This is a genomic window from Kluyvera sp. EC_51 (genome assembly GCF_019584505.1).
Classification (GTDB): domain Bacteria; phylum Pseudomonadota; class Gammaproteobacteria; order Enterobacterales; family Enterobacteriaceae; genus Kluyvera; species Kluyvera sichuanensis.
In genome coordinates, this window is record NZ_VDAG01000006.1 from 295,038 (window position 1) to 316,344 (window position 21,307).

The 21,307-nt window shown below is 54.8% G+C and carries 18 protein-coding genes and 1 other annotated feature; of the genes, 3 read left to right on the forward strand and 15 right to left on the reverse strand.

Annotated elements, in window-relative coordinates:
- Positions 1-106 precede the first annotated feature (106 nt).
- Positions 107-586: a Cys-tRNA(Pro)/Cys-tRNA(Cys) deacylase YbaK gene (gene ybaK, locus FHC49_RS02920; protein ID WP_185667088.1), complete on the forward strand. Its 480-nt coding sequence runs from the start codon at positions 107-109 to the stop codon at positions 584-586.
- Between the two features lie 67 nt (positions 587-653).
- On the opposite strand, the gene ushA is transcribed toward ybaK, so the two are convergent.
- Positions 654-2,306 (reverse strand): bifunctional UDP-sugar hydrolase/5'-nucleotidase UshA, encoded by a 1,653-nt coding sequence (gene ushA / locus FHC49_RS02925; RefSeq protein ID WP_220438599.1) that lies wholly within the window; start codon positions 2,304-2,306, stop codon positions 654-656.
- Between the two features lie 174 nt (positions 2,307-2,480).
- On the opposite strand from ushA, the gene FHC49_RS02930 reads away from it, so the two are divergent.
- Positions 2,481-3,701 carry an MFS transporter gene (locus FHC49_RS02930; protein ID WP_220438600.1) on the forward strand — a complete coding sequence of 407 codons (1,221 nt, stop codon included), beginning with the start codon at positions 2,481-2,483 and terminating at the stop codon, positions 3,699-3,701.
- 255 nt (positions 3,702-3,956) lie between these two features.
- Positions 3,957-5,633 (forward strand): YbaL family putative K(+) efflux transporter, encoded by a 1,677-nt coding sequence (ybaL, locus tag FHC49_RS02935; RefSeq protein WP_220438601.1) that lies wholly within the window; start codon positions 3,957-3,959, stop codon positions 5,631-5,633.
- 88 nt (positions 5,634-5,721) lie between these two features.
- Here ybaL and FHC49_RS02940 read toward each other — a convergent pair whose 3' ends face one another.
- The 14 genes from FHC49_RS02940 to FHC49_RS03005 all read right to left on the reverse strand — a co-directional run bounded on the left by FHC49_RS02940 (position 5,722) and on the right by FHC49_RS03005 (position 21,249).
- The gene (locus FHC49_RS02940) at positions 5,722-7,026 is read right to left on the reverse strand and encodes an inosine/guanosine kinase (RefSeq protein WP_220438602.1); all 1,305 of its coding nucleotides are present in this window, start codon (positions 7,024-7,026) and stop codon (positions 5,722-5,724) included.
- A 63-nt stretch (positions 7,027-7,089) separates the two neighbouring features.
- Entirely contained in the window at positions 7,090-8,052 is a 963-nt protein-coding gene (gene hemH / locus FHC49_RS02945; RefSeq protein WP_220438603.1) for a ferrochelatase, read from the reverse strand.
- A 184-nt stretch (positions 8,053-8,236) separates the two neighbouring features.
- Entirely contained in the window at positions 8,237-8,881 is a 645-nt protein-coding gene (gene adk / locus FHC49_RS02950; RefSeq protein WP_185667094.1) for an adenylate kinase, read from the reverse strand.
- Positions 8,882-9,127: 246 nt separating this feature from the next.
- Positions 9,128-11,002: a molecular chaperone HtpG gene (gene htpG / locus FHC49_RS02955; protein ID WP_035891840.1), complete on the reverse strand. Its 1,875-nt coding sequence runs from the start codon at positions 11,000-11,002 to the stop codon at positions 9,128-9,130.
- 107 nt (positions 11,003-11,109) lie between these two features.
- The gene (gene recR / locus FHC49_RS02960; protein WP_185667096.1) at positions 11,110-11,715 is read right to left on the reverse strand and encodes a recombination mediator RecR; all 606 of its coding nucleotides are present in this window, start codon (positions 11,713-11,715) and stop codon (positions 11,110-11,112) included.
- A gap of 94 nt (positions 11,716-11,809) precedes the next feature.
- On the reverse strand, positions 11,810-12,913 hold the full coding sequence (locus FHC49_RS02965) for a type 1 fimbrial protein (RefSeq protein ID WP_220438604.1): 1,104 nt from the start codon (positions 12,911-12,913) through the stop codon (positions 11,810-11,812).
- A gap of 24 nt (positions 12,914-12,937) precedes the next feature.
- Positions 12,938-13,510 (reverse strand): fimbrial protein, encoded by a 573-nt coding sequence (locus FHC49_RS02970; protein WP_220438605.1) that lies wholly within the window; start codon positions 13,508-13,510, stop codon positions 12,938-12,940.
- Positions 13,511-13,535: 25 nt separating this feature from the next.
- Complete coding sequence (locus FHC49_RS02975) at positions 13,536-16,043, reverse strand: fimbria/pilus outer membrane usher protein (protein ID WP_255581066.1); 2,508 nt, start codon at positions 16,041-16,043, stop codon at positions 13,536-13,538.
- A 91-nt stretch (positions 16,044-16,134) separates the two neighbouring features.
- On the reverse strand, positions 16,135-16,821 hold the full coding sequence (locus tag FHC49_RS02980; RefSeq protein WP_370631742.1) for a fimbria/pilus periplasmic chaperone: 687 nt from the start codon (positions 16,819-16,821) through the stop codon (positions 16,135-16,137).
- A 39-nt stretch (positions 16,822-16,860) separates the two neighbouring features.
- Entirely contained in the window at positions 16,861-17,391 is a 531-nt protein-coding gene (locus tag FHC49_RS02985; protein ID WP_220438606.1) for a fimbrial protein, read from the reverse strand.
- Between the two features lie 359 nt (positions 17,392-17,750).
- Positions 17,751-18,083: a YbaB/EbfC family nucleoid-associated protein gene (locus tag FHC49_RS02990; protein ID WP_052283815.1), complete on the reverse strand. Its 333-nt coding sequence runs from the start codon at positions 18,081-18,083 to the stop codon at positions 17,751-17,753.
- A 57-nt stretch (positions 18,084-18,140) separates the two neighbouring features.
- Positions 18,141-20,078: a DNA polymerase III subunit gamma/tau gene (gene dnaX, locus FHC49_RS02995; RefSeq protein ID WP_220438613.1), complete on the reverse strand. Its 1,938-nt coding sequence runs from the start codon at positions 20,076-20,078 to the stop codon at positions 18,141-18,143.
- Positions 18,747-18,811, reverse strand: a sequence feature (DnaX frameshifting element). Its footprint overlaps the gene before it by 65 nt.
- Before the next feature lie 92 nt (positions 20,079-20,170).
- The gene (apt, locus tag FHC49_RS03000; protein WP_035891847.1) at positions 20,171-20,722 is read right to left on the reverse strand and encodes an adenine phosphoribosyltransferase; all 552 of its coding nucleotides are present in this window, start codon (positions 20,720-20,722) and stop codon (positions 20,171-20,173) included.
- 149 nt (positions 20,723-20,871) lie between these two features.
- Positions 20,872-21,249 carry a DUF454 family protein gene (locus FHC49_RS03005; RefSeq protein ID WP_185667101.1) on the reverse strand — a complete coding sequence of 126 codons (378 nt, stop codon included), beginning with the start codon at positions 21,247-21,249 and terminating at the stop codon, positions 20,872-20,874.
- Positions 21,250-21,307 lie beyond the last annotated feature (58 nt).

Below are 21,307 nucleotides of genomic sequence, written 5' to 3' on the forward strand. Positions count from 1 at the left end.
AAGTTGCCGCAACTGCCAATACCTATTGCGCAAGATTATACTATTTTTTAGTGCATTTTTGGGCGTATGCTGGCTGCATATCACGTCTGTAGTAAGAAGGAACGTTATGACTCCCGCAGTTAAGCTACTCGAAAAGAACAAGATCCCGTTCAACATCCACGCCTACGATCACGATCCGCATGAGACCAACTTTGGCGACGAAGTGGTGCGTAAATTAGGACTGAATGCCGACCAGGTTTACAAAACCCTGCTGGTGGCAATGAACGGCGACATGAAACAGCTCGCCGTGGCGGTGACGCCGGTTGCCGGGCAGTTGGATTTGAAGAAAGTGGCCAAGGCGTTAGGCGCCAAAAAGGTCGATATGGCCGACCCAATGGTGGCGCAGCGCGTGACCGGTTATCTGGTGGGCGGCATTAGCCCGCTAGGGCAGAAAAAGCGTCTGCCAACGGTGATTGATGCGCCGTCGCAGGAGTTTGCCACCATCTATGTTTCCGGCGGCAAGCGCGGGCTGGATATTGAACTGGCGGCGGTAGACTTAGCGAAGATTCTTGGCGCGACGTTTGCGGATATTGCGCGTCGGGATTGATGGGTGCGGCTTGTCCCCCTCACCCTAACCCTCTCCCCAACGGGGAGAGGGAATAAAGACTCAAACCTTACTGCCAGCTCACTTCCCCTTTCGGTTCGTAAGCATTCACATCTAACGGTGAGTTCTGCTCAATATACTGCTTGAGCACCTCGGCATCGATAAACCCGGTATTCACATATCCCGGTTTACTATCAATCTTCGGATAGCCATCACCGCCGGTAGCGTTAAAGCTCAAGGTCGCCATGCGATAGGTTTTCGCTGGGTCGACCGGTTCACCTTTGATTTTCAGATCCTGAAGCTGCCCATCTTTGGCCACAAAGCTCACGTTAGCAAACTGCGGATAAGCACCGGAATCCGGCTTCATCTGGGCGACAGCGGTCAGATACTCAGTGACCTCTTTGCCGTTCATATCGGCATATACCACCACGTTGCCAAACGGCTGCACTTTCAGCACGCTCTTGTAGGTGATATTTCCCTCTTCAATGGAATCACGAATGCCGCCGCCGCTCATCACGCCAAAGTCAGCGCCAGTGCGCGCCATCTGTGCGGCGAGAATCAGTCGTCCCATATTGGTTTGCACAAAGCGAACCTTGCTCCGATCCCCTTCCAGATGCCCGTTGACGCTGCCCACTTTTACATCCAACTGCGCTTTGCCTTTACTCTGGAACGGCGTTAACAGCGAGAGCATCTGCGGATTTTCCGGGATTTGTGGCGTGTAAAGTACGCGCTCACTCTGCCCGTTATCGTAGGTCACCTTTTTCTTCAGGTTCACCGGAATCAGCTGATAGTGCACCAGTTTCATCTCACCATTGCGGAACTCAAAGTCGGCGCGACCAACGTATTTGCCCCACTCATGCGCCTGCACAATCCAGATACCGTTCTGTTTGTCCGGCGCGCACGGGGTGCCCGGCACGTAGTCGACCTGCTTTTTATTCTCCGATGCCATGCAGACCGGATCCTGTGAGTGACCACCCACAATCATCGCCAGCGAGCCCGCAGGCAGGCTGCGTGCCATTTCGACATCGCCCGGCGCGTTAGAACCGTGCTCGCCGTTATCGTAATGGCCCATGTGGGTCGTTGCCAGAATCAGATCCGGCTTCTCTTTTTGCTGCAACTCCTGAATCACAACTTTGGCTTCTTCCGCCGGTTTGCGGAATTCAATATCGGTGAAATATTCCGGGTTGCCAATTTTGGCGGTGTCATCGGTGGTTAAGCCAATAACGGCAATTTTAAGATCCTGGCGTTTGAAAATCGCCCAGGGTTTAAACAGGCGTTCGCCAGTGCTTTTCTGATAGATGTTGGCAGAGAGGAACGGGAATTTGGCCCATTTTTCCTGCTGGCGCAGCACGCTCATCGGATTATCGAATTCGTGGTTACCCACGGCCATCGCATCGTAGCCCACCAGGTTCATGCCGCGGAAATCAGGCTCGGCGTCCTGAAGGTCGGACTCTGGAACCCCAGTGTTAATATCACCGCCTGAGAGCAGCAGCACGCTCCCCCCTTCAGCCGCCACCTCTTTACGAATGCCGTCCACCAGCGTTTTTTGCGCCGCCAGTCCATATTCGCCGTATTCGCTGCGCCAGAAATGGCCGTGATGATCGTTGGTATGCAGGATGGTGATTTTATAGGTTTTATCTTGCTGATAAGCCTGAGAAGGTAAGCTGACTAAAGACAATGCAGACAGCATCGCCAGCGCCACGCCCCGTTTGACGAAATGCATGTTTCTCTCCCTGAGTGAATAACCATCGCCGAAATTACAATGCTCTGAAATATTAGTCTAATTTGTTTTCAGAAATGAGACTTCCTTCAAACGTATTAGACAGGTATCTTAGTCTGATAATTATTATTAAAGCGTATATCCCCAACATCGCACTATTAATTACAAGTGGAATCTATGGCAATTTCTGAAACCAGCCCTACGCGGCCTGGCCCGGCTGCGTCTTCGCAGAAGGGTCGTACCTCATTTGGTATTCTGGGGGCAATAAGCCTCTCCCATCTGCTCAACGATATGATTCAGTCGTTGATTCTGGCGATCTATCCGCTGCTTCAGTCGGAGTTTTCGCTCAGCTTCGTGCAGATCGGGATGATTACCCTGACCTTCCAGCTCACCTCATCGCTGTTCCAGCCGGTTATCGGCTATATCACCGATAAACGCTCTATGCCGTGGTCGCTACCGGTCGGCATGTGCTTTACCCTAAGCGGCCTGGTACTGCTGGCGCTGGCGAGCAGCTTCGGCGGGGTTCTGCTGGCGGCAGCGCTGGTCGGCACCGGTTCATCGGTGTTCCACCCGGAGTCCTCCCGCGTGGCGCGTATGGCCTCCGGTGGTCGTCACGGCCTGGCGCAGTCCATCTTCCAGGTGGGCGGCAATTTCGGCAGCTCGCTGGGGCCATTGCTGGCGGCGGTGATTATCGCGCCTTATGGCAAAGGCAACGTCGCCTGGTTCGTACTGGCCGCGCTGCTGGCAATCGTCGTTCTGGCGCAGGTTAGCCGCTGGTACGCGGCGCAGCATCGTTTAGCGAAAGGCAAACCTAAAACCGTTATCGTTAACCCGCTGCCGAAAAATAAAGTGGTGCTGGCCGTTTTCATTCTGCTGATGCTGATTTTCTCCAAATACTTCTATATGGCGAGCATTAGCAGCTACTACACCTTTTATCTGATGCAAAAATTCGGATTATCGGTACAAAACGCCCAGATTCATCTCTTTGCCTTCCTGTTTGCGGTTGCCGCAGGGACCGTGATTGGCGGGCCAGTCGGCGATAAGATTGGCCGTAAATATGTTATTTGGGGCTCTATCCTCGGCGTAGCGCCATTTACCCTCCTTTTACCCTACGCCACCCTTTGGTGGACGGGGATTTTGACGGTAATTATTGGATTTATCCTCGCCTCGGCGTTTTCCGCCATTCTGGTGTACGCGCAGGAGCTATTACCGGGTCGTATCGGCATGGTTTCTGGGCTGTTCTTCGGTTTCGCCTTTGGGATGGGTGGCCTGGGTGCCGCGGTGCTGGGGCTGATTGCAGACCACACCAGCATCGACCTGGTGTATAAAATATGCGCCTTCCTACCATTAATCGGTATGTTGACCATATTCTTACCTGATAACCGCCAAAAACACTGATTTTCTGGCAGCCAAACGTCTGTTTTGGCTGCCTTCTTTCTCCCGCAAGCACTCGTCACCTCTGACTTTCCGCATTCAACTTTCTTATTTGTGCCATTTACTCCTCAAAATTCAAATTTTTAGTTAAATTCAAGAATTATTCACAAACAAAATGACCGGAATTGTCATAAACTATTACAAGGCTTTTTGGTTTTCAGGCTGTTCCGGCATTCTGCGCCAAAAATGGGACCACGCATCACGACGAAAGGAGACGGAATGCATCACGCCACACCGCTAATCACCACCATTGTTGGTGGCCTTGTGCTCGCTTTTTTCCTTGGCATGATTGCCAATAAGTTAAGAATTTCTCCACTGGTAGGATATTTGTTAGCGGGCGTACTGGCCGGACCGTTTACTCCAGGATTTGTCGCTGATACCAAACTGGCCCCTGAACTGGCGGAACTAGGCGTTATTCTGCTGATGTTTGGCGTGGGTCTCCATTTCTCGCTCAAGGATCTGATGGCGGTAAAGTCAATAGCCATCCCCGGAGCGATTGCGCAGATAGCCGTCGCCACCCTGCTCGGTATGCTGCTCTCCACCTTCTTAGGCTGGTCGATGATGACCGGTATCGTCTTTGGTCTGTGTCTCTCCACTGCCAGTACCGTGGTGCTGCTGCGCGCGCTGGAAGAACGACAGCTTATCGATAGCCAGCGCGGGCAAATCGCCATCGGCTGGCTGATTGTTGAAGACCTGGTAATGGTGCTGACCCTAGTGCTACTGCCAGCCGTCGCCGGCATGATGGAAAAAGAGAATATCGGCTTCGCCTCACTGGCGATTGATATGGCCATCACCATCGGTAAAGTGGTGGCGTTTATCGCCATTATGATGCTGGTTGGCCGCCGTCTGGTGCCGTGGATCCTCTCCCGCAGCGCCGCAACCGGTTCTCGCGAACTGTTTACCCTTTCGGTGCTGGCGCTGGCGCTGGGGATTGCCTTCGGCGCGGTTGAGTTGTTCGATGTCTCCTTTGCGCTGGGCGCGTTCTTCGCCGGGATGGTGCTGAACGAATCCGAGCTGAGCCACCGTGCTGCCCACGATACGCTGCCGCTGCGCGATGCGTTTGCGGTCTTGTTCTTCGTCTCCGTCGGTATGCTGTTCGACCCGCTGATTCTGATTGAGCAGCCTCTGGCGGTGCTGGCAACGCTTGCCATCATCATCTTCGGCAAGTCGTTGGCGGCCTTCGGCCTGGTGCGTCTGTTCGGCCACTCTCAGCGTACCGCGTTAACCATCGCTACCAGCCTGGCGCAGATTGGTGAATTTGCCTTTATCCTTGCCGGCCTCGGTATGGCGCTGGGCCTGCTGCCACAGTCGGGGCAGAATCTGGTGCTGGCGGGTGCTATCCTCTCCATTATGCTGAACCCGGTGCTGTTCTCGGTGCTGGAAAAATACCTCGAGAAAACGGAAACCCTTGAGGAGCAGACGCTGGAAGAGGCGCTGGAAGACGAGAAGCAGATCCCGGTAGATATCTGTAACCATGCGCTGCTGGTCGGCTACGGTCGCGTTGGCAGCCTGCTCGGCGAGAAGCTGATGGCGCAGGGCATCCCGCTGGTGGTTATCGAAACCTCACGTACCCGCGTAGATGAGCTGCGCGAGCGCGGTATTCGTGCGGTGCTGGGTAATGCAGCGAACGAAGAGATCATGGACCTGGCGCATCTGGACTGCGCCCGCTGGCTGCTGCTGACCATTCCGAACGGCTACGAAGCCGGGGAGATTGTCGCCAGCGCCCGCGAGAAGTCTCCACATCTTGAGATTATCGCTCGTGCGCACTACGACGATGAAGTGGCGTATATCAGCGAGCGTGGTGCCAATGAGGTGGTGATGGGCGAGCGTGAAATTGCCAAAACGATGCTGGGGCTGCTGAGTGAGCCACCGTTGAGTGAGGCGGTTAGCGGGTAGATATGGCGATCCCGGCGGCGCTTCGCTTGGCCGGGCTACATGCTGAAGTATCCCGGGCGAGCGCTAGCGACCCCGGGAATCCGCCGAATTACCGTTCCCAGTACGCCTCTTCGAGGCTATCTTCTTTCTCCGGCAGGCCGCGCGTCAGGCGCGGTGAATGCTGGTTCAGCACCTGATAGCTTACCCGGTTTGCATACTTACACACCTGCGCCAGCGACGAGTAGGTCAGCCAGCTATGCTGGTGCTTACTGGAGTTCGGCACGTTGGAACGGTGGTAAGCGTTGGCGGTAATGTCGTGCAGCAGCGCAGCCAGCGCACCGTCGCCCGCGCCGTTGGTGTTCATGATTTTCTCAGGTCCGCCCATAAACGGCGCAATGTGCGAGTAAATACGCAGCGGGTCCTGACAATCTTTAAAGCGCACCGCGCGGCTGAATTCGTACTGGTTGAACTCGGCAATCGCCCCCGGCAGCAGCGGGTGCTGCGTTTTACGCTTGGCGTCGTTCTCGGTGAAGCCCGCCATGTACAGCCCGGTTGGCCCGGCCGTGCACAGCACCAGATCTACCCAGTCGAGCGCCTTATCCGACGCCTGCAGCGGGTCGCTAAGACCGGTTAACGCTTCGGCCTCTTCTTCATTCATCGCCAGAATCGACACGTGCTCTTTGATAAAGCTCTGCCACCACGCCGGGCTTTCGGCGATCACGAATTTGGTCCCCAGCGTCAGCACCACCGGCACGTCATATTTCTTCGCATAGGCGATGGCCTGCATGGTTGCCTCAGGCATCGGTTCACCCGGCTTACAGCGTACCAAATAGGAGGTCAGCACCAACGCAGACGCACCGGCAATCACCGATTCAGGTACGCTCTCCGGGCGCAGTTTGTTCATATGGCCCGGGCTGATGGCAAAGGTACGCTCGCCAGAATCGCTGATAAGCGTGAAGCAGCGGCCAATCGGCCCTTCCACGCCCTGCAGGTAGTTCAGGTCGGTACGACTTGAGGTGTTGCACAGATAGCGGTAGGCGTAGCCGCCGATTTCGATATTGCTGCACATCACGCCCAGCAGCACCGAGCGGTCATCCGCCAGTACCGAGTAGTTGTGCATGGTGTTGCCGATGGTGCCACCGGCAAACTGATGGGTAATGAGACCTTCGCGCACCAGTTCCTGATACAGCGCTTCGGCAACGTCATCTTCAATCACCAGAGAATGCCCGGCGCTCAAGCCGTAGCGCTGAATAAACGCATCGTCGACTTTGGCTTCAATATCCACCAGCGTCTGGTCGATACCGACAACCCAGGCGGCGCTGGTTTCACTTTCGGGTTGAATCTGCTTTAGCAGCGGATCGCGAGCGTCCACCGGGAAATAGTGTTTAGATTTGCGTTTACCGGGAAATTTCATGGTTTTTCAGGAGTGGCTGTGAACAGGCGGTGAATAGTAGCACATTCATCCGCCTGCTTGCGATCAGGTATAGGGCGCGGTCAGATTGACCATCATAGCGATATGCGCCTCATCGTCATTCAGCGCAGGAATGTATTCATACTGCTGACCACCGGCCTCCATAAAGACCTCGCGGTTCTGCACCGCAATCTCTTCCAGCGTCTCCAGACAGTCCGCTGAGAAGCCCGGGCACATCACCTGGATATGCTTCACGCCCTTCTCGCCGAGCAGCTTCAGCGTCTCGTCGGTGTACGGCGTGAGCCAGGGTTCACGGCCAAAGCGCGACTGGAAGGTCATCATCACCTTATCCGGCGAGATACCGAGGGCCGACACCAGTTCGCGGGTGGTATCGCGACAGCGCTGCGGGTAGTCATCACCTTCCTGCGCAAAACGCTGAGGAATGCCGTGATAGGAGAGCAGCAGCACATCCGGCTCGCCGTGACGGGCAAACGACGCGCGCGCGCTGGCCGCCAGCGCCTGAATATAGCCGTGGTCGGTGGCGTAGTCGCGGATAAACGAAACGCTTGGGATCGCCCGTTTGGTCGCCAGAATACGCGCCAGCTCGTCCCACACCGCCGCCACGGTGGAGCAGGAGTATTGCGGGTAGAGCGGCAGCACGATGAGATGGTCAACGCCCTGCGCCAGCAGTTCATCTACGCCGCTTTGCAGCGATGGCGTACCGTAGCTCATCCCCAGCACCACCGGAATCTCCGGCAGGCGAGCGGCAAGTGCACGCTGCTGGCGACGGCTGAACACCATCAGCGGTGAGCCCTCTTCCATCCATACGGACTGATAGAGTTTGGCCACGCGCGGCGCACGGATAGGCAGGATCACGCCGCGCAGCAACGGCCACCAAAGCAGACGAGGGGTATCAACGACGCGCTTATCGCTTAGAAACTGTGTCAGGTAGCGTTTTATCGCTTCAGGCGTTGGAGCATCGGGGGTGCCGAGGTTAACCAGCAGGATACCGGGTTTCTTATGATGCATTACCGCCTCTTATCGATTCAAATTGTTGATAATTGTAGCGGAAAAGTGAGGAAGAAAAACTAATTGCTGCGAGAGGTAAGGAGAGAATTTGCCTGATGGCCCAGCGCTTATCTGACCTACAGAGAGTCCCGTAGGTCGGATAAGGCGTTTATGTCGCCATCCGGCATCGGATGGCGGCACAATATTAGCCGAGGATCTTCGCCAGTTCAGCGCGTACGTCAGCAACGGCTTTGGTGCCGTCAACTTTTGCGTACTTGGTGTTACCTGCCTGCGCTTCTTTGGAGTAGTAGCCGATCAGCGGAGCGGTCATCTGATGGTATTCCACCAGGCGCTTACGCACGGTCTCTTCCTGGTCGTCTTTACGGGTGGTCAGCTCTTCGCCGGTCACGTCGTCTTTGCCTTCAACCTTAGGTGGGTTGAATTTAATGTGGTAAACACGGCCAGATGCCGCGTGTACGCGACGGCCAATGATACGGTCAACGATCAGCTCGTCCGGAACGTCGAATTCCAGAACGTAATCAACGTTGATGCCCGCTTCTTTCATGGCGTCTGCCTGCGGGATAGTGCGTGGGAAACCGTCCAGCAGGAAACCGTTACGGCAGTCTTCCTGAGCGATACGCTCTTTGACCAGCGCGATAACCAGTTCATCAGTGACCAGCTTGCCTGCGTCCATGATGTCTTTAGCCTGTTTGCCCAGCTCGCTGCCGGATTTTACAGCGGCGCGCAGCATATCACCGGTGGAAATTTGCGGAATGCCATATTTCTCCATGATGAACTGTGCCTGAGTTCCTTTACCCGCGCCCGGTGCGCCAAGCAGAATGATACGCATTGCGAAAATCCCCTCAAAGGTTGTCGATATTTTTTAAAAAGCGCTAAAAGATACCACCAGAACGGCGCTGGCTCAAGGAAGGCGGGACGGCTGAAACGGTTAATGGTCAGATATTTTGCGTAGCGGGAGATTTAAGGGCGCTCGCCCGGAGAAGTAGCCCGGGCGAGGCATTTATGCCGACCCCGGGGGAACCGGAGCCGAACCCGGCGTCGCGTTGCTTGGCCGGGCTACGTGATTAGGACAGGTTTATGACACCAGCAGCTGGTTCATGCGGCGGATAAACTGGTTAGGATCTTCCAGCGTACCGCGCTCGGCGAACAGCGCCTGGTCAAGCAGCAGCTCAACCCACTCTTTAAACTGCCCTTCGTCCTGGGTATCCGCGGTGCGTTTCACCAGTACGTGATCCGGGTTCAGTTCAAAGATGTATTTCACTTCCGGCGCAGCCTGGCCCGCAGCGGCAAACAGCTTCGCCATCTGGGTGCTCATTTCGTCCGCGTCGGTGGTGACGATGGCCGGGGTGTCAGTCAGACGGTGGGTCAGACGCACCTCTTTCACGCGGTCGCCCAGCAGGGTTTTCACGCGCTCAATGAACGGCGTCAGCGCTTTTTCCGCTTCTTTTGCGCTCTCGTCCACTTCATCCGCCAGCTTGTCGATAGACTCGTCGGCTTTCGCTACGGACTGGAACGGCTTACCGTCGAACTCAGTCAGGTAGTTCATCATCCACTCATCGATGCGGTCAGAAAGCAGCAGCACTTCGATGCCTTTCTTACGCAGCAGTTCCAGGTGCGGGCTGCTCTTCGCCGCGGCATAGCTGTCGGCGGTGATGTAGTAGATTTTCTCCTGCCCTTCTTTCATGCGGGACACGTAGTCGGCCAGCGACACGGTCTGCTCGGAAGAGTCAGTGTGAGTCGACGCAAAGCGCAGCAGCTTCGCAATCGCTTCCTGGTTGCCGTTGTCTTCCGCCGGGCCTTCTTTCAGCACCAGGCCGAACTGTTTCCAGAAGGTCTGGTATTTCTCGGCATCGTCTTTCGCCAGCTTATCCAGCATCTGCAGTACACGCTTGGTCAGCGCGTTACGCAGGTTACGGGTGACCGTGCTGTCCTGCAGAATTTCACGAGAGACGTTCAGCGGCAGATCGTTGGAATCTATCAGACCACGCACGAAGCGCAGGTAGTTCGGCATGAACTGCTCGGCGTCGTCCATGATGAAGACACGCTGTACGTACAGCTTCAGGCCGTGCTTATGGTCACGGTTCCACATATCCCACGGCGCCTGCGACGGGATGTACAGCAGGCTGGTGTACTCCTGCTTACCTTCCACACGGTTGTGGCTCCAGGTCAGCGGGTCGGTAAAGTCGTGGGCGATATGCTTGTAGAACTCTTTGTATTCGTCGTCGTTCAGCTCGGCTTTGTTACGCGTCCACAGCGCCTGCGCCTTGTTGATCTTCTCCCAGGAAACCACGGTTTCGCCGTCTTTCTCTTCCTGTTTTTCGATCTCTACTGGCAGCGCAATATGGTCGGAGTATTTGCTGATAACCGAACGCACGCGCCAGTCGTCGAGGAACTCGCTTTCGTCTTCACGCAGATGCAGCGTAATTTCAGTACCACGGTCTTCTTTGGTGATGTCCGCTACGGTGTATTCACCTTCACCGGCAGATTCCCAGAACACGCCGTTTTCCGGCTTATCGCCTGCGGCACGAGTACGTACGGTGACTTTATCCGCGACGATAAACGCCGAGTAAAAGCCGACGCCAAACTGGCCGATAAGCTGGCTGTCTTTCGCCTGGTCAGAGCCCATGGACTCGAGGAAAGCTTTGGTACCGGATTTAGCGATAGTCCCCAGATGGTCAATCACTTCATCGCGGTTCATGCCCACGCCGTTATCGGCAATGGTCAACGTACGCTTATCTTTATCGAAGGAGACGCGCACACGCAGTTCGCCATCGCCCTCATACAGATCCGGGTTGGACAGCGCGCGGAAGCGCAGCTTGTCGGCGGCATCTGAAGCGTTAGAGATAAGCTCACGCAGGAAGATTTCTTTATTGGAATACAGAGAATGGATCATTAGATGCAGAAGCTGTTTAACTTCTGACTGGAAGCCACGGGTTTCTTGTCCTTTCATTGCAAAATACCTCAATGCTGATTACAAGGTAAAAAAATCGATGAGAGGAAAATGGGGATGGGTAGAGAGGATTTCAAGCGAGAGCAGAAAATCCTGCTCTCGATTGATTAAAAACGAATCTTATGGCGACCGGCCAGCGAGTGCGATAGCGTGGTGCCGTCAACCATCTCCAGCTCACCGCCTACCGGCACGCCGTGGGCGATACGGCTGGCTTCAACGCCATACTGCGCGCAAAGCTCGGCGATATAGTTAGCCGTGGCTTCCCCTTCCACCGTCGGGTTGGTAGCGAGGATAATTTCGGTCAACTGCTCCGATTCCAGACGTTGCTCAAGCCTATCGAGGCCAATATCGTCCGGGCCGATGCCGTCCAACGGTGACAGGTGGCCCATCAGCACGAAGTAGCGGCCAGAAAACTGCCCGGTCTGCTCAATAGCGTAGATGTCCGCAGGACTCTCCACCACGCAGATTTGACCGTTTTCCTGACGACGCGGGTTCGAGCAGATGTTGCACACTTCCTGCTCGGTGAAGGTGCGGCAATCGGCACAGTGGCCGATTTCCGACATCGCGCGGGTTAACGCCTGCGCCAGACGCATCCCGCCGCTGCGGTCACGCTGCAGCAGGGTAAACGCCATGCGCTGTGCCGACTTCGGGCCTACGCCCGGCAGGCAGCGCAGCGCTTCCATAAGCTGTGTTAACAGCGGACTGGTTTGCATGAAGCTTCTTTCCTGTCATAGCCAATCGATCGATAGGATCAATTGCGAAAAATAAAACGCCATAGGGTAGCATCTCGCAGCCAACAAAACATCGTCAGTTGTAAATGAACGATAAAACGCCGACAGCGTTGGCCTGCCCCGGCGTGACCGCATCCTGCATTTTGATATAGTCGGCAGTAAAGGTCAGCAGTTCGCTTTCCGCCGCGCCGCCAGGGTTACTGGCGTCGGCAAAGCGAGTATATCCCTGCTCAACGTTCGTCACTCGCGAAGAGGTCAGCAGGGGAATGGCGGTATTCAGCGGCAGCCCCTCCTCTTTGCTGTCATATTTTCCTGACGTCAGGCGGAGATTCAGCTGCACGCCAATACCGCTGGCTACGCTCGAGGAGCCATCCTGCGACAGCGCAATAAGGGTGTTATCGGCATTGCCCCCTTCCGTTAACTGCGCCGCCTGTACGGTCATCGTCACCTCGGTCCCCGGCTCACAGGCCAGGTTCATCGTTTGGGTTACGCCACCTACGCGTCGATTGCTATTAAACTGCGTCATATTGATATCGCCCATCGCAAAGTTTAGCGAGGCCACGTCGGCGGTACAGCCCATTGCGTTGATAGCGACCTGGCTTGCTGATACCACAAGCTCGGAGGCAATATCGCCATCGCCACTCATGCTTTTGCTCTCACGAAAATCGACGCGCGCCAGCGGTGAAGGCAACGTCAGCGTGCCGCTGGCAATATTGAGCTTCGTTGCCACAAGCTGTAGGCGATACGAGGAGTTGTTGAGCGTATGGGACGAGGTCAGCAGCGCGCCATCCCCCACCAGCCAGGCATTATCAACGGCCCTGGCGTCATCAAATGGCCCGGCCTGATTCAGCGTATAAACCCTGACGCCAATGCCGTCGAGATTCGTTGGGTACACATTGCCCCCCAGCGCGCTGCCCGTTTGCGGCGCGGAAAGGTACAGAAATCCGACATAGTAATTCTGGACGCATCGTTCAATGGTCACGCGATTATCGCTACCGCTGACGAAGCCTGAATCATAAAGAATGGTCCCAATGGCATACCCTCGGCTGTTAATCACAATATTGTCCGGCAGCGCGATTGTCGAAATCGATACGCTGTCATTGCTGTCTCGTCGACAGTTTGCGCTGCTTGAAAATGAGGCCAGAAATAATACGGCCAGAAGCCAATGCAAGGCAGACATAACCCTTCTCCCATAGGCAATAATTTATTGATATTTAAAGTTGAGCGTGACGGAAGATTGAAATTTACCGGCGGTCGTCGCCCCTTCCGGCGAGTAGAGGCGAGCCACGATATCCAGCGCTCCACTGCGCGTTTGCGCGCTTACCGGAAAGGTATAGCTCACGCCATTTGCCAGATTGACAGCGAGGTTGCCGTCCGCATTCATCAACTGCAAGCCGACGTACTTTGCGCCATCGACCGCCTGATTAGCGTAGATGACGCTTCCCCAGGAGCCGTCATCATAAGGTGTTCCAGAAAACGTGACCTGTGCGCTCGTCAGCCCCGGCGTACAGTTAATAAGTTCGATCGTGAACGGCACAGAGGCGCTGCTCGCACCGGCCACGGACAACGTATCGCGGGCAAACTCTCCCAATGCGACCTGCGACGGTACGTTTACCGTGCAGAGACTCTGGACAATCGTTCCGCTAACGGAAAAATTCACCAGTTCCTGACTGTTATATGCCCCTATCGGTTTAGCCAGCAGCAGCAAAACCAGAGGCGCAATACTTAGCGCAGAAACGGCGTCCCTTTGCCTCCTGGCCCTGTATTCCTTTACCATCGACTTCCCTCCATGAAGCATGCCATCACGAAACCGGGCGACATTCCCCGGTATAAAAAAGGATCGGGCTATCCACGTCAGGTTCAGGAAGGACGTAGTCTACCTGGCACCTTTTGTCCGCACTTTCTCCCCACTTCACCTGCAGCGAACCTTTGCTCCCCAGACCAACCAGGTAAACCTGCCCGTCATCGCCCACGATATTGGTTCGCGTGGCATCGTCTTCCTGGTTCGACAATGACACCACCGCCCCAAACGGCACCGCACGCCCTCGATAACGAAGCGTCATCATGGCCTTATAGCCCACCCAGGTTTTGTATTTTGCAACCACCACAGCGCCGCGCGTGGGCACCACGTTTTTATCCTGGTTATCGATATCCACCTCAGCGATGGCCATATCGCGGCTATCCAGTCTGACGTTATTCAAGTGGTAAGGACGAGCGTAAGGAATGACGGCATTGCCTGAACCGTCGGTGTAGACATTGGTCTGGCCGCTAACGGGAACGCCTGCAACGCCAGGCGCCTGTACCAGCGCAACGCTTTCGTTTAATGAACGGGAAAGCGTGAGCCCCTTCGAATGCGCCACCGCGCCGCCTCTGATACCATAGCTATAACGGTGGCTATACTCATCGTAACCGTAGCCCGCGGCGAGATCCGCATAGCGGCTTTGGTAGCCAACGTTAAGATTGCCGCTCGTTGCTCGGGCCTCAGCGTCATAGCCTTCTGACAGCTGCCAGTTTAAGGCGTTGTCACGCAGCAGGCTGCCGGAAAGCCCCAGATTATGTGACGTGCTGCCACCGTCACTATGGTTGATGGCATAGCTTGCCGATACCGACCGCCATTTATCGTCCTGGCTAAAGACGCTAAACGGCAGTCGGAACGAAAGGGAAAATACGTTATCGCGGGTGGACTGACGCCCTTCATCGTCATCAGAAACATTTTTGCTATAGGCATAGTTAGCAAAATAGGAGATGCCGCCGATAGCGCCGCTGTACCCCAGACTCAGTGAATCCGTTCGCGAAGTATCCCAGTAGGATTCACTTACCAACGACAGCACCAGGGAGCCCAGCGGTAGATTTTGTGAAATAGAAATATCCACACGATCCCGCGTTCGACCACCGTCATAACTGCGCTGATACTCCGTATTCCAGGCATCGGTGAAATCAGAGAAAGCATAATACCCTCCCGTCGAGTAGCGGTAGCCGGCAATCGATAGCGACGTGTCCGTTTGCTGGAGCATTTTGCTATAGCGCAGACGGTAAGATTGCCCGGACTCACGCGAGGTGGCGGCAGAATTATCCTCGCGCGGCAACTGGGCCCACGACTGAGAGAGATCAAAAGAAAGCGCCCCCAGCCCGCCAATGTTCATCCCCGTTCCAACCAGCACGTTGCTGTATTGATCCTCGGCCTGAATAAAGCCGGCATAGGCGGTAAACCCGCCGCGCAACCCCCAAGCTCCCGCACCCTGCACAAAGTTAAACTCATGGGCGCGATTTTCCTGGTGCCGAGTCTTCCCTGCTGCGACGGAGTAATTCCCCTGCCCTTCTCGCTGCATAATGGCCAAAGAGGCGTAGGGAACGATAAAACGCCGCTCGCTGCCGTCCGACTCCTTCACATTGACATACAGATCCCCCGAACTCCCGGTTGGATAGATATCTTTTATTTCAAAGGAGCCCGGAGACACCGTCGTTTTATAGATCACGTAGCCATTTTGCAGGACCGAGACTTCCGCGTTGCTCTGCGCAATTCCCCGAATGACGGGGGCAAATCCCTGTCGACTGTCCGGCAGCATCTCCGTATCGGAGTAGAGCAGCGCACCGGTAAAGCTGATGCTGTCAAAAATATCGGCGCGCGTATTGGCCTCGCCCATCACCAGTTGGCTTTTCAGGAAACGAATATCGCGAGAAACCGAGGTATACATCGACTCCCAACGCTGCTCGTCGCCATCGTGGCTGTAGGTCGAATAGTTTCGTAACCGCCAGGCTCCGATATTAATCCCCGGTTGAACGCTGAGAAACTGGCTGCGGTCATCGTCACCGCCGGTTCTGGAGGTCGTCTGCTGCCCCGTCAGGCTGTAGTTGAGCAACCCCGCAGTGATGCCGTCGTCCCAGCGGCTTTCCGCAACGTAACCTCGGGCCACGTTCAGCATCGCTATCTGCGGCACCGAAAGTACATAGCGCTGGGTCATAATATCCAGCTTCTCGGTCGCCTCCGGAATTGCCTTAAGCGCAGCGCAGTGGTCGTCATTTTTTTGCAGTTTCGGATACTGGTCAACACGTATGCCCCACTGTTTTAGCAATGAGGTGCTAAGGCAGGCCCGCAGCCTCGGTGGGTGTTCGTCTTCATCCTGCTGAAAGGTGAGCGTACGGGTATCGATATATTTTCCGTTAATATAGATATCAATATTATATTCTCCTGGCGGAACATCTTCTTGCGCAAAGAGGGAGAGATCTAATTGGGGAACGGCGGTGCTTGAGGTGTCCAGAAGTTGTGGGTTGAAATACTCTTTAGCCGATGCCGCATCCTGAAATGCCAAAAGGATGATCCCTGCGTTTAACCAACGGCAGATGCTGTTTCCGTATGCTGATATCATCATTCTCATCCATAAAAATAAGCCTGCCGGTGTTTCAGTACGCCTGAGATTGAACCTCTCCTCTCATGCCAAAATCATTCAATACCTGCCATATTGCCTTACCGTGTTCCGGAAGACCTTTTTCCGAAATCACCGTCTTCGAGTATGGCGCCACGTAATAAGGGCCCACCAGGTTTTTTCCACCAACGCTAGCCGTTGATAAGTTCATATAGTGGGGAGTAGGATTAGTCACCTCAATATTTCCCCCAATGCTGTTCCAGCGTAATTTACCCGCATAATGCTCCGGCACACTCCCTTTTAAAGATGCTGGACGATATATCAGTTTTATTTGTGAGTTAATGGCAATCTGTAATGTGTTTTTTCCGCTCTCCTCCGTCGTTGCTGGAATGCCTTTTATATTAAGCCAGAGCATCGATTCCCGATCTTCAGGTAATGGCTTACCAGAACGCACAATTCGAATTGTCGCCTGACCGTCCGCTTCAAGGCGAAATAACGGTGGGGTGACAATAAAGCTGTCTTTCTCCGGTGAGTTTCCATCAATGGCACTAAGCCAGGACTGAACGAGATTGGTGACTTTATCCTTATTCGTAATAGATATCGTCGCCGCCTGACGCGTACCATCAAACAACACTCTCGTGCCGCCAATTTGTAGCCCGGCCAGCGCTGGCAAACAAGGGAGAAGGGACAAGCATAGGCACAGCATAAACCTGGATAGATTCATCATCATCTTATTATGGAGGGGTTTCCCCCTCCCTCACTTTTACTGATAGGAGACGTTATAGGTCAGGGTGCTTGAAACCGCCCCTGAGGTAACGCCCGTTGCGGTGGCAACAAACTGCGCAGAGTAGTTCACCGTGACGTCACCACCGGTTGTTGGCAAATCGACTGCGTCGTTACCATCATCCGCTGCGACAACGGTCTCACCCTGTTTCACCATCACCGCAATATTGGATGCCGGAGAATCCGTGGCGGTGTTTTTAAACCAGTAGCTATTCGTATCCGTTTGGCCAGAAAATTTAATATAGGCTTTTGTTGGGCCATCTGCCGGACAGGACTCTAATACGATGTTAAATATTTTAGCGGCGCCGACATAGCCCTGTTGCGTGAAGCTTGACTTAGGCTCACCGCCCAGATCAATTATACTTTGGCCACCGTTAACATTCACCGTACAGGTTGAATCAAGGATGGAACCGGTAAAGGTGACCTCATTATCAGCGGCGAATGCCTGCGAGGATAAACTCATGACCGCAATAAAAAGGCATGCTGAACGATTTAGTGTATTAATATCCATTACAATATGAATCCTTCCAATAAATTATATCGATATTTGATAATTAACTTTTACGACATGATGTAATACATCGTTCCTGTTGGAACAACAAAATGGTAGTACAACGCATTCGTTCGTGTACATACGATAATATTTTTTTACGCACAATTCATCAAAACCATGTAAGGCTGATAGGTTTTTATTATTCAGGAGGCAATGGCGGCGCGAAAATATCGAATATATAGAAGGGGTAAATTTAATTCATTACATTAATGCTTGAGCGATTTATAATGCAGAGATTATAGAAAAAAAGGGGAATATTTATCAAAAAGACTGGGAGTAGTCGGTAAGCGGCGCTATTGCCCCGCTTACCGGGAACATCAGAACGGCATCTTGAAGCCTGGTGGCAGCTGCATACCGGAGGATACAGAAGCCATTTTCTCTTTCTGAGTTTCATCAATGCGACGTGCCGCATCGTTGAACGCTGCAGCGACCAGATCTTCCAGCATGTCTTTGTCGTCTTCCAGCAGGCTTGGATCGATTTCCACGCGACGGCAGTTGTGCGCGCCGTTGATGGTCACTTTGACCAGACCTGCGCCAGATTCGCCGGTTACTTCCAGCTGGGCGATTTCTTCCTGCATTTTCTGCATTTTGTCTTGCATCTGCTGGGCCTGTTTCATCAGGTTACCCAGACCGCCTTTACCACCAAACATAGGCTTCTCTCTCAGTAGGTCACGTTAAAGAATAACGACCGTAAGCAGCGCTTGCGGTCAAATGGGGCGGATACTCTCTTCATCCAGGTCCGCATCGAAGAATCGGCGCAGCGTCTGAATGTTATTATCCGCGATAATCGACTCGCGCGCCTGCGCGAGCTTCTCTTCATAGATGGCCTGTCGCCACTCCAGCGGCGTACGCACCGCCGGATTATCATCTTCCACGATGGTCAATTCAACAGGCGCGCCGTATAAAGTGCTTAACGCCTCGGTCAGCTTTTGCTGCGCACCCGGCGAATTCAGATGCCGCTGCGTAGGACGCAGATGCAGGCACACCGCGTTACCGTTCTGCTCTTTCCACGCGTTGAGCGCCACCTGTTCGACGAGCTTCGGCAGCGCCATCTGACTCACCTCGGCCGCCCACGGGTCGCGTTCTAAAGATTCCACCGCCAACTTGGCCGCCAGTTCTGGCGTTTTCTCATGCTCCAGCGCTTTCTTCAGCGCTTTCGGCGTGGCGACTTCCTCTTTTTTCACTTCATCAGCAGGCGTGGTCGCTTTCCAGCGGTATGCCTCTTTCTTCGCCGCCGGCTGGGTCAATGCGGCCGGAGCCGGACGCGCCTGAACGCGTTCCGTTACCGAGGCCAGTCTTTCCAGCGCAGCACTGTTCACCGGCCGCGCGCGGGAAGCGGCTGCCGGTTCACTCTTTTTTGGGGTGTTTACTCCCTGATTGCCCTGCTGCTGTTGCAGCTGACGACGCGCAGCCAGCACCTGATTGGTTGAATCGGGAAGCGGAGCGGCAGGTGGCGGCGTCATCGGCGCAGAGGTCTGCATCGGTGGCTGCTGTTGTGCCATTGGCGCAGCAGCAGGTGCAAAGGTCTGCGGCGGCCTTTCCGGCTCCGGCAGTGGCGCATTGGGATGGAACGCCAGTGCGCGCAGCAGCGTCATCTCAATGCCCATCCGACGGTCCGGTGCATACGGCAGCTCTTTACGGCCAATCAGCATCGTCTGGTAGTACAACTGCACGTCAGTTGGCGGCACGGTGCGCGCAAGATTGCGCATCCGCTGCTCCACGGCGGCCATATCGCTGCCGAGCGCCGCAGGCGACAGCTGAACCATCGCAATACGGTGCAGCAGGCTTTGCATCTCAATCAGCAGCGCTTCCCAGTCGACGCCGCGCAGCGCAGCATCGTTGACCAGCTCCATCACGCGTTCGCCGTTGGCCGCTACCAACGCTTCAATCAGCGACAGCGCCTGATCGTCGTCGAGGGTGCCAAGCATTTCACTGACCGACACGGCGGTCAGTTGGCCTTCACCGCTGGCAATTGCCTGATCGGTCAGACTTAACGCATCGCGCAGGCTGCCGTCCGCCGCACGCGCCAACAGCTGCAGGGCGCGAGGTTCGTGAGCGATATGCTCCTCATCAAGGATATGTTCCAGTTGATGACGAATTTGCTCAACGTCCAGCGCCTTCAGGTGGAACTGCAAGCAGCGCGACAGAATGGTGACCGGCAGCTTTTGCGGATCGGTCGTGGCCAGCAGGAATTTGACGTGCGCAGGCGGCTCTTCAAGCGTCTTTAACAGCGCGTTAAAGCTATGGCGCGAGAGCATGTGCACTTCGTCGATCAGATAGACCTTAAAGCGACCGCGTGCGGGCGCGTACTGGACGTTATCCAGTAGATCTCGGGTATCTTCGACTTTGGTTCGCGAGGCAGCATCGATCTCAATCAGATCGACAAAGCGCCCCTGTTCTATTTCGCGGCAGTTATCACACACGCCGCACGGCGTGGCGGTGATGCCGGTTTCGCAGTTAAGCCCCTTCGCCAGCAGACGGGCGATAGAGGTTTTCCCCACCCCACGGGTGCCGGAAAAAAGGTATGCGTGATGAATGCGCCCTAACGATAAGCCGTTCGCCAGTGCGGTCAGCACATGTTCCTGGCCGACGACGTCAGCAAAGGTTTGTGGGCGCCATTTTCGGGCTAAGACCTGATAACTCATTGGCAGGCTCTGAAACGCTGGAAGGTGGATTCACGAGGGGGTAATGCTACCACAGCCCCGCCGGATCGGCGAGGCTATGTATCGGGAAATGCTTAGTGACCCGGGAAATTCACCAGGCTATAGCTGGTGATACCCTGTTTTTCCAGGCGCTGTTCGCCGCCCAGATCGAACAGGTTGATGATGAAGGCCGCATCGTGCACTTCGCCACCCAGACGACGGATCAGTTTAACCGTCGCTTCAATAGTCCCGCCGGTTGCCAGCAGATCGTCGACCACCAGCACTTTATCGCCAGCTTTGATCGCATCAACGTGGATCTCCAGTTGATCGGTACCGTACTCCAGCTCGTAGCTTTCGGCGATCGTTTCACGCGGCAGTTTGCGCGGTTTACGCACCGGGACAAAACCTACGCCCATCGCCAGCGCGACCGGCGCGCCAAACAGGAAACCACGCGCTTCGGTACCCACGACTTTGGTAATACCGGCGTCTTTGTACTTTTCGACCAGCAGTTCAATGCTGAGCGCGTAGGCTTTCGGGTCTTCCAGTAAGCTGGTGACATCTCGGAAAAGAATGCCAGGTTTTGGATAATCCTGGATGCTCTGGATGCTGTTCTTCAGATATTCAAGCTGCTGTGCAGTTGCGGTCATAGGTTTGTGCCTGATTAAAACAGTGTTACTCAAGGCGAGCAAAACGGGTTAAAAACGGATGCTGCTCAATTTTTAACCGGGCGCGCCTGTGCTCGAAAACGCCAGAATTTACTGGCTAGCTCGTAGAATTGCAACACCATAAATGCGGTTCATCCGTTTTGTTGTTCTGCATCAACCACCGGAATGCGCCAGAGGAAAATCAGTAACCCGCAGAGAATCGTCAGCAGGAGCAGCCGAACCCATACCATATCGACCAACCACAGCGAAACGCCAAAGGTCAGTAAAATCACGATAATCGCCCGCGGTTTTGCCCCCGGTGGCATGGCTTTATAGCGCTGCCAGTGGCGTAAATAGCCGCCAAACCAGGAACGATACAGCAGCCAATGATGAAAGCGCGGCGAAGAACGCGCAAAGCACCAGGCGGCGAGCAGAATAAACGGCGTGGTTGGCAGCAGGGGCAATACCACGCCAATGGTGCCAAGGACTACCGCCAGCCAGCCAATAATGATTAAAATAGTACGCTGCATAATGCGAATCGTTATCAAGTGGGTCTGCTACTCTAGCATAGCCGATAACCATCAAGGG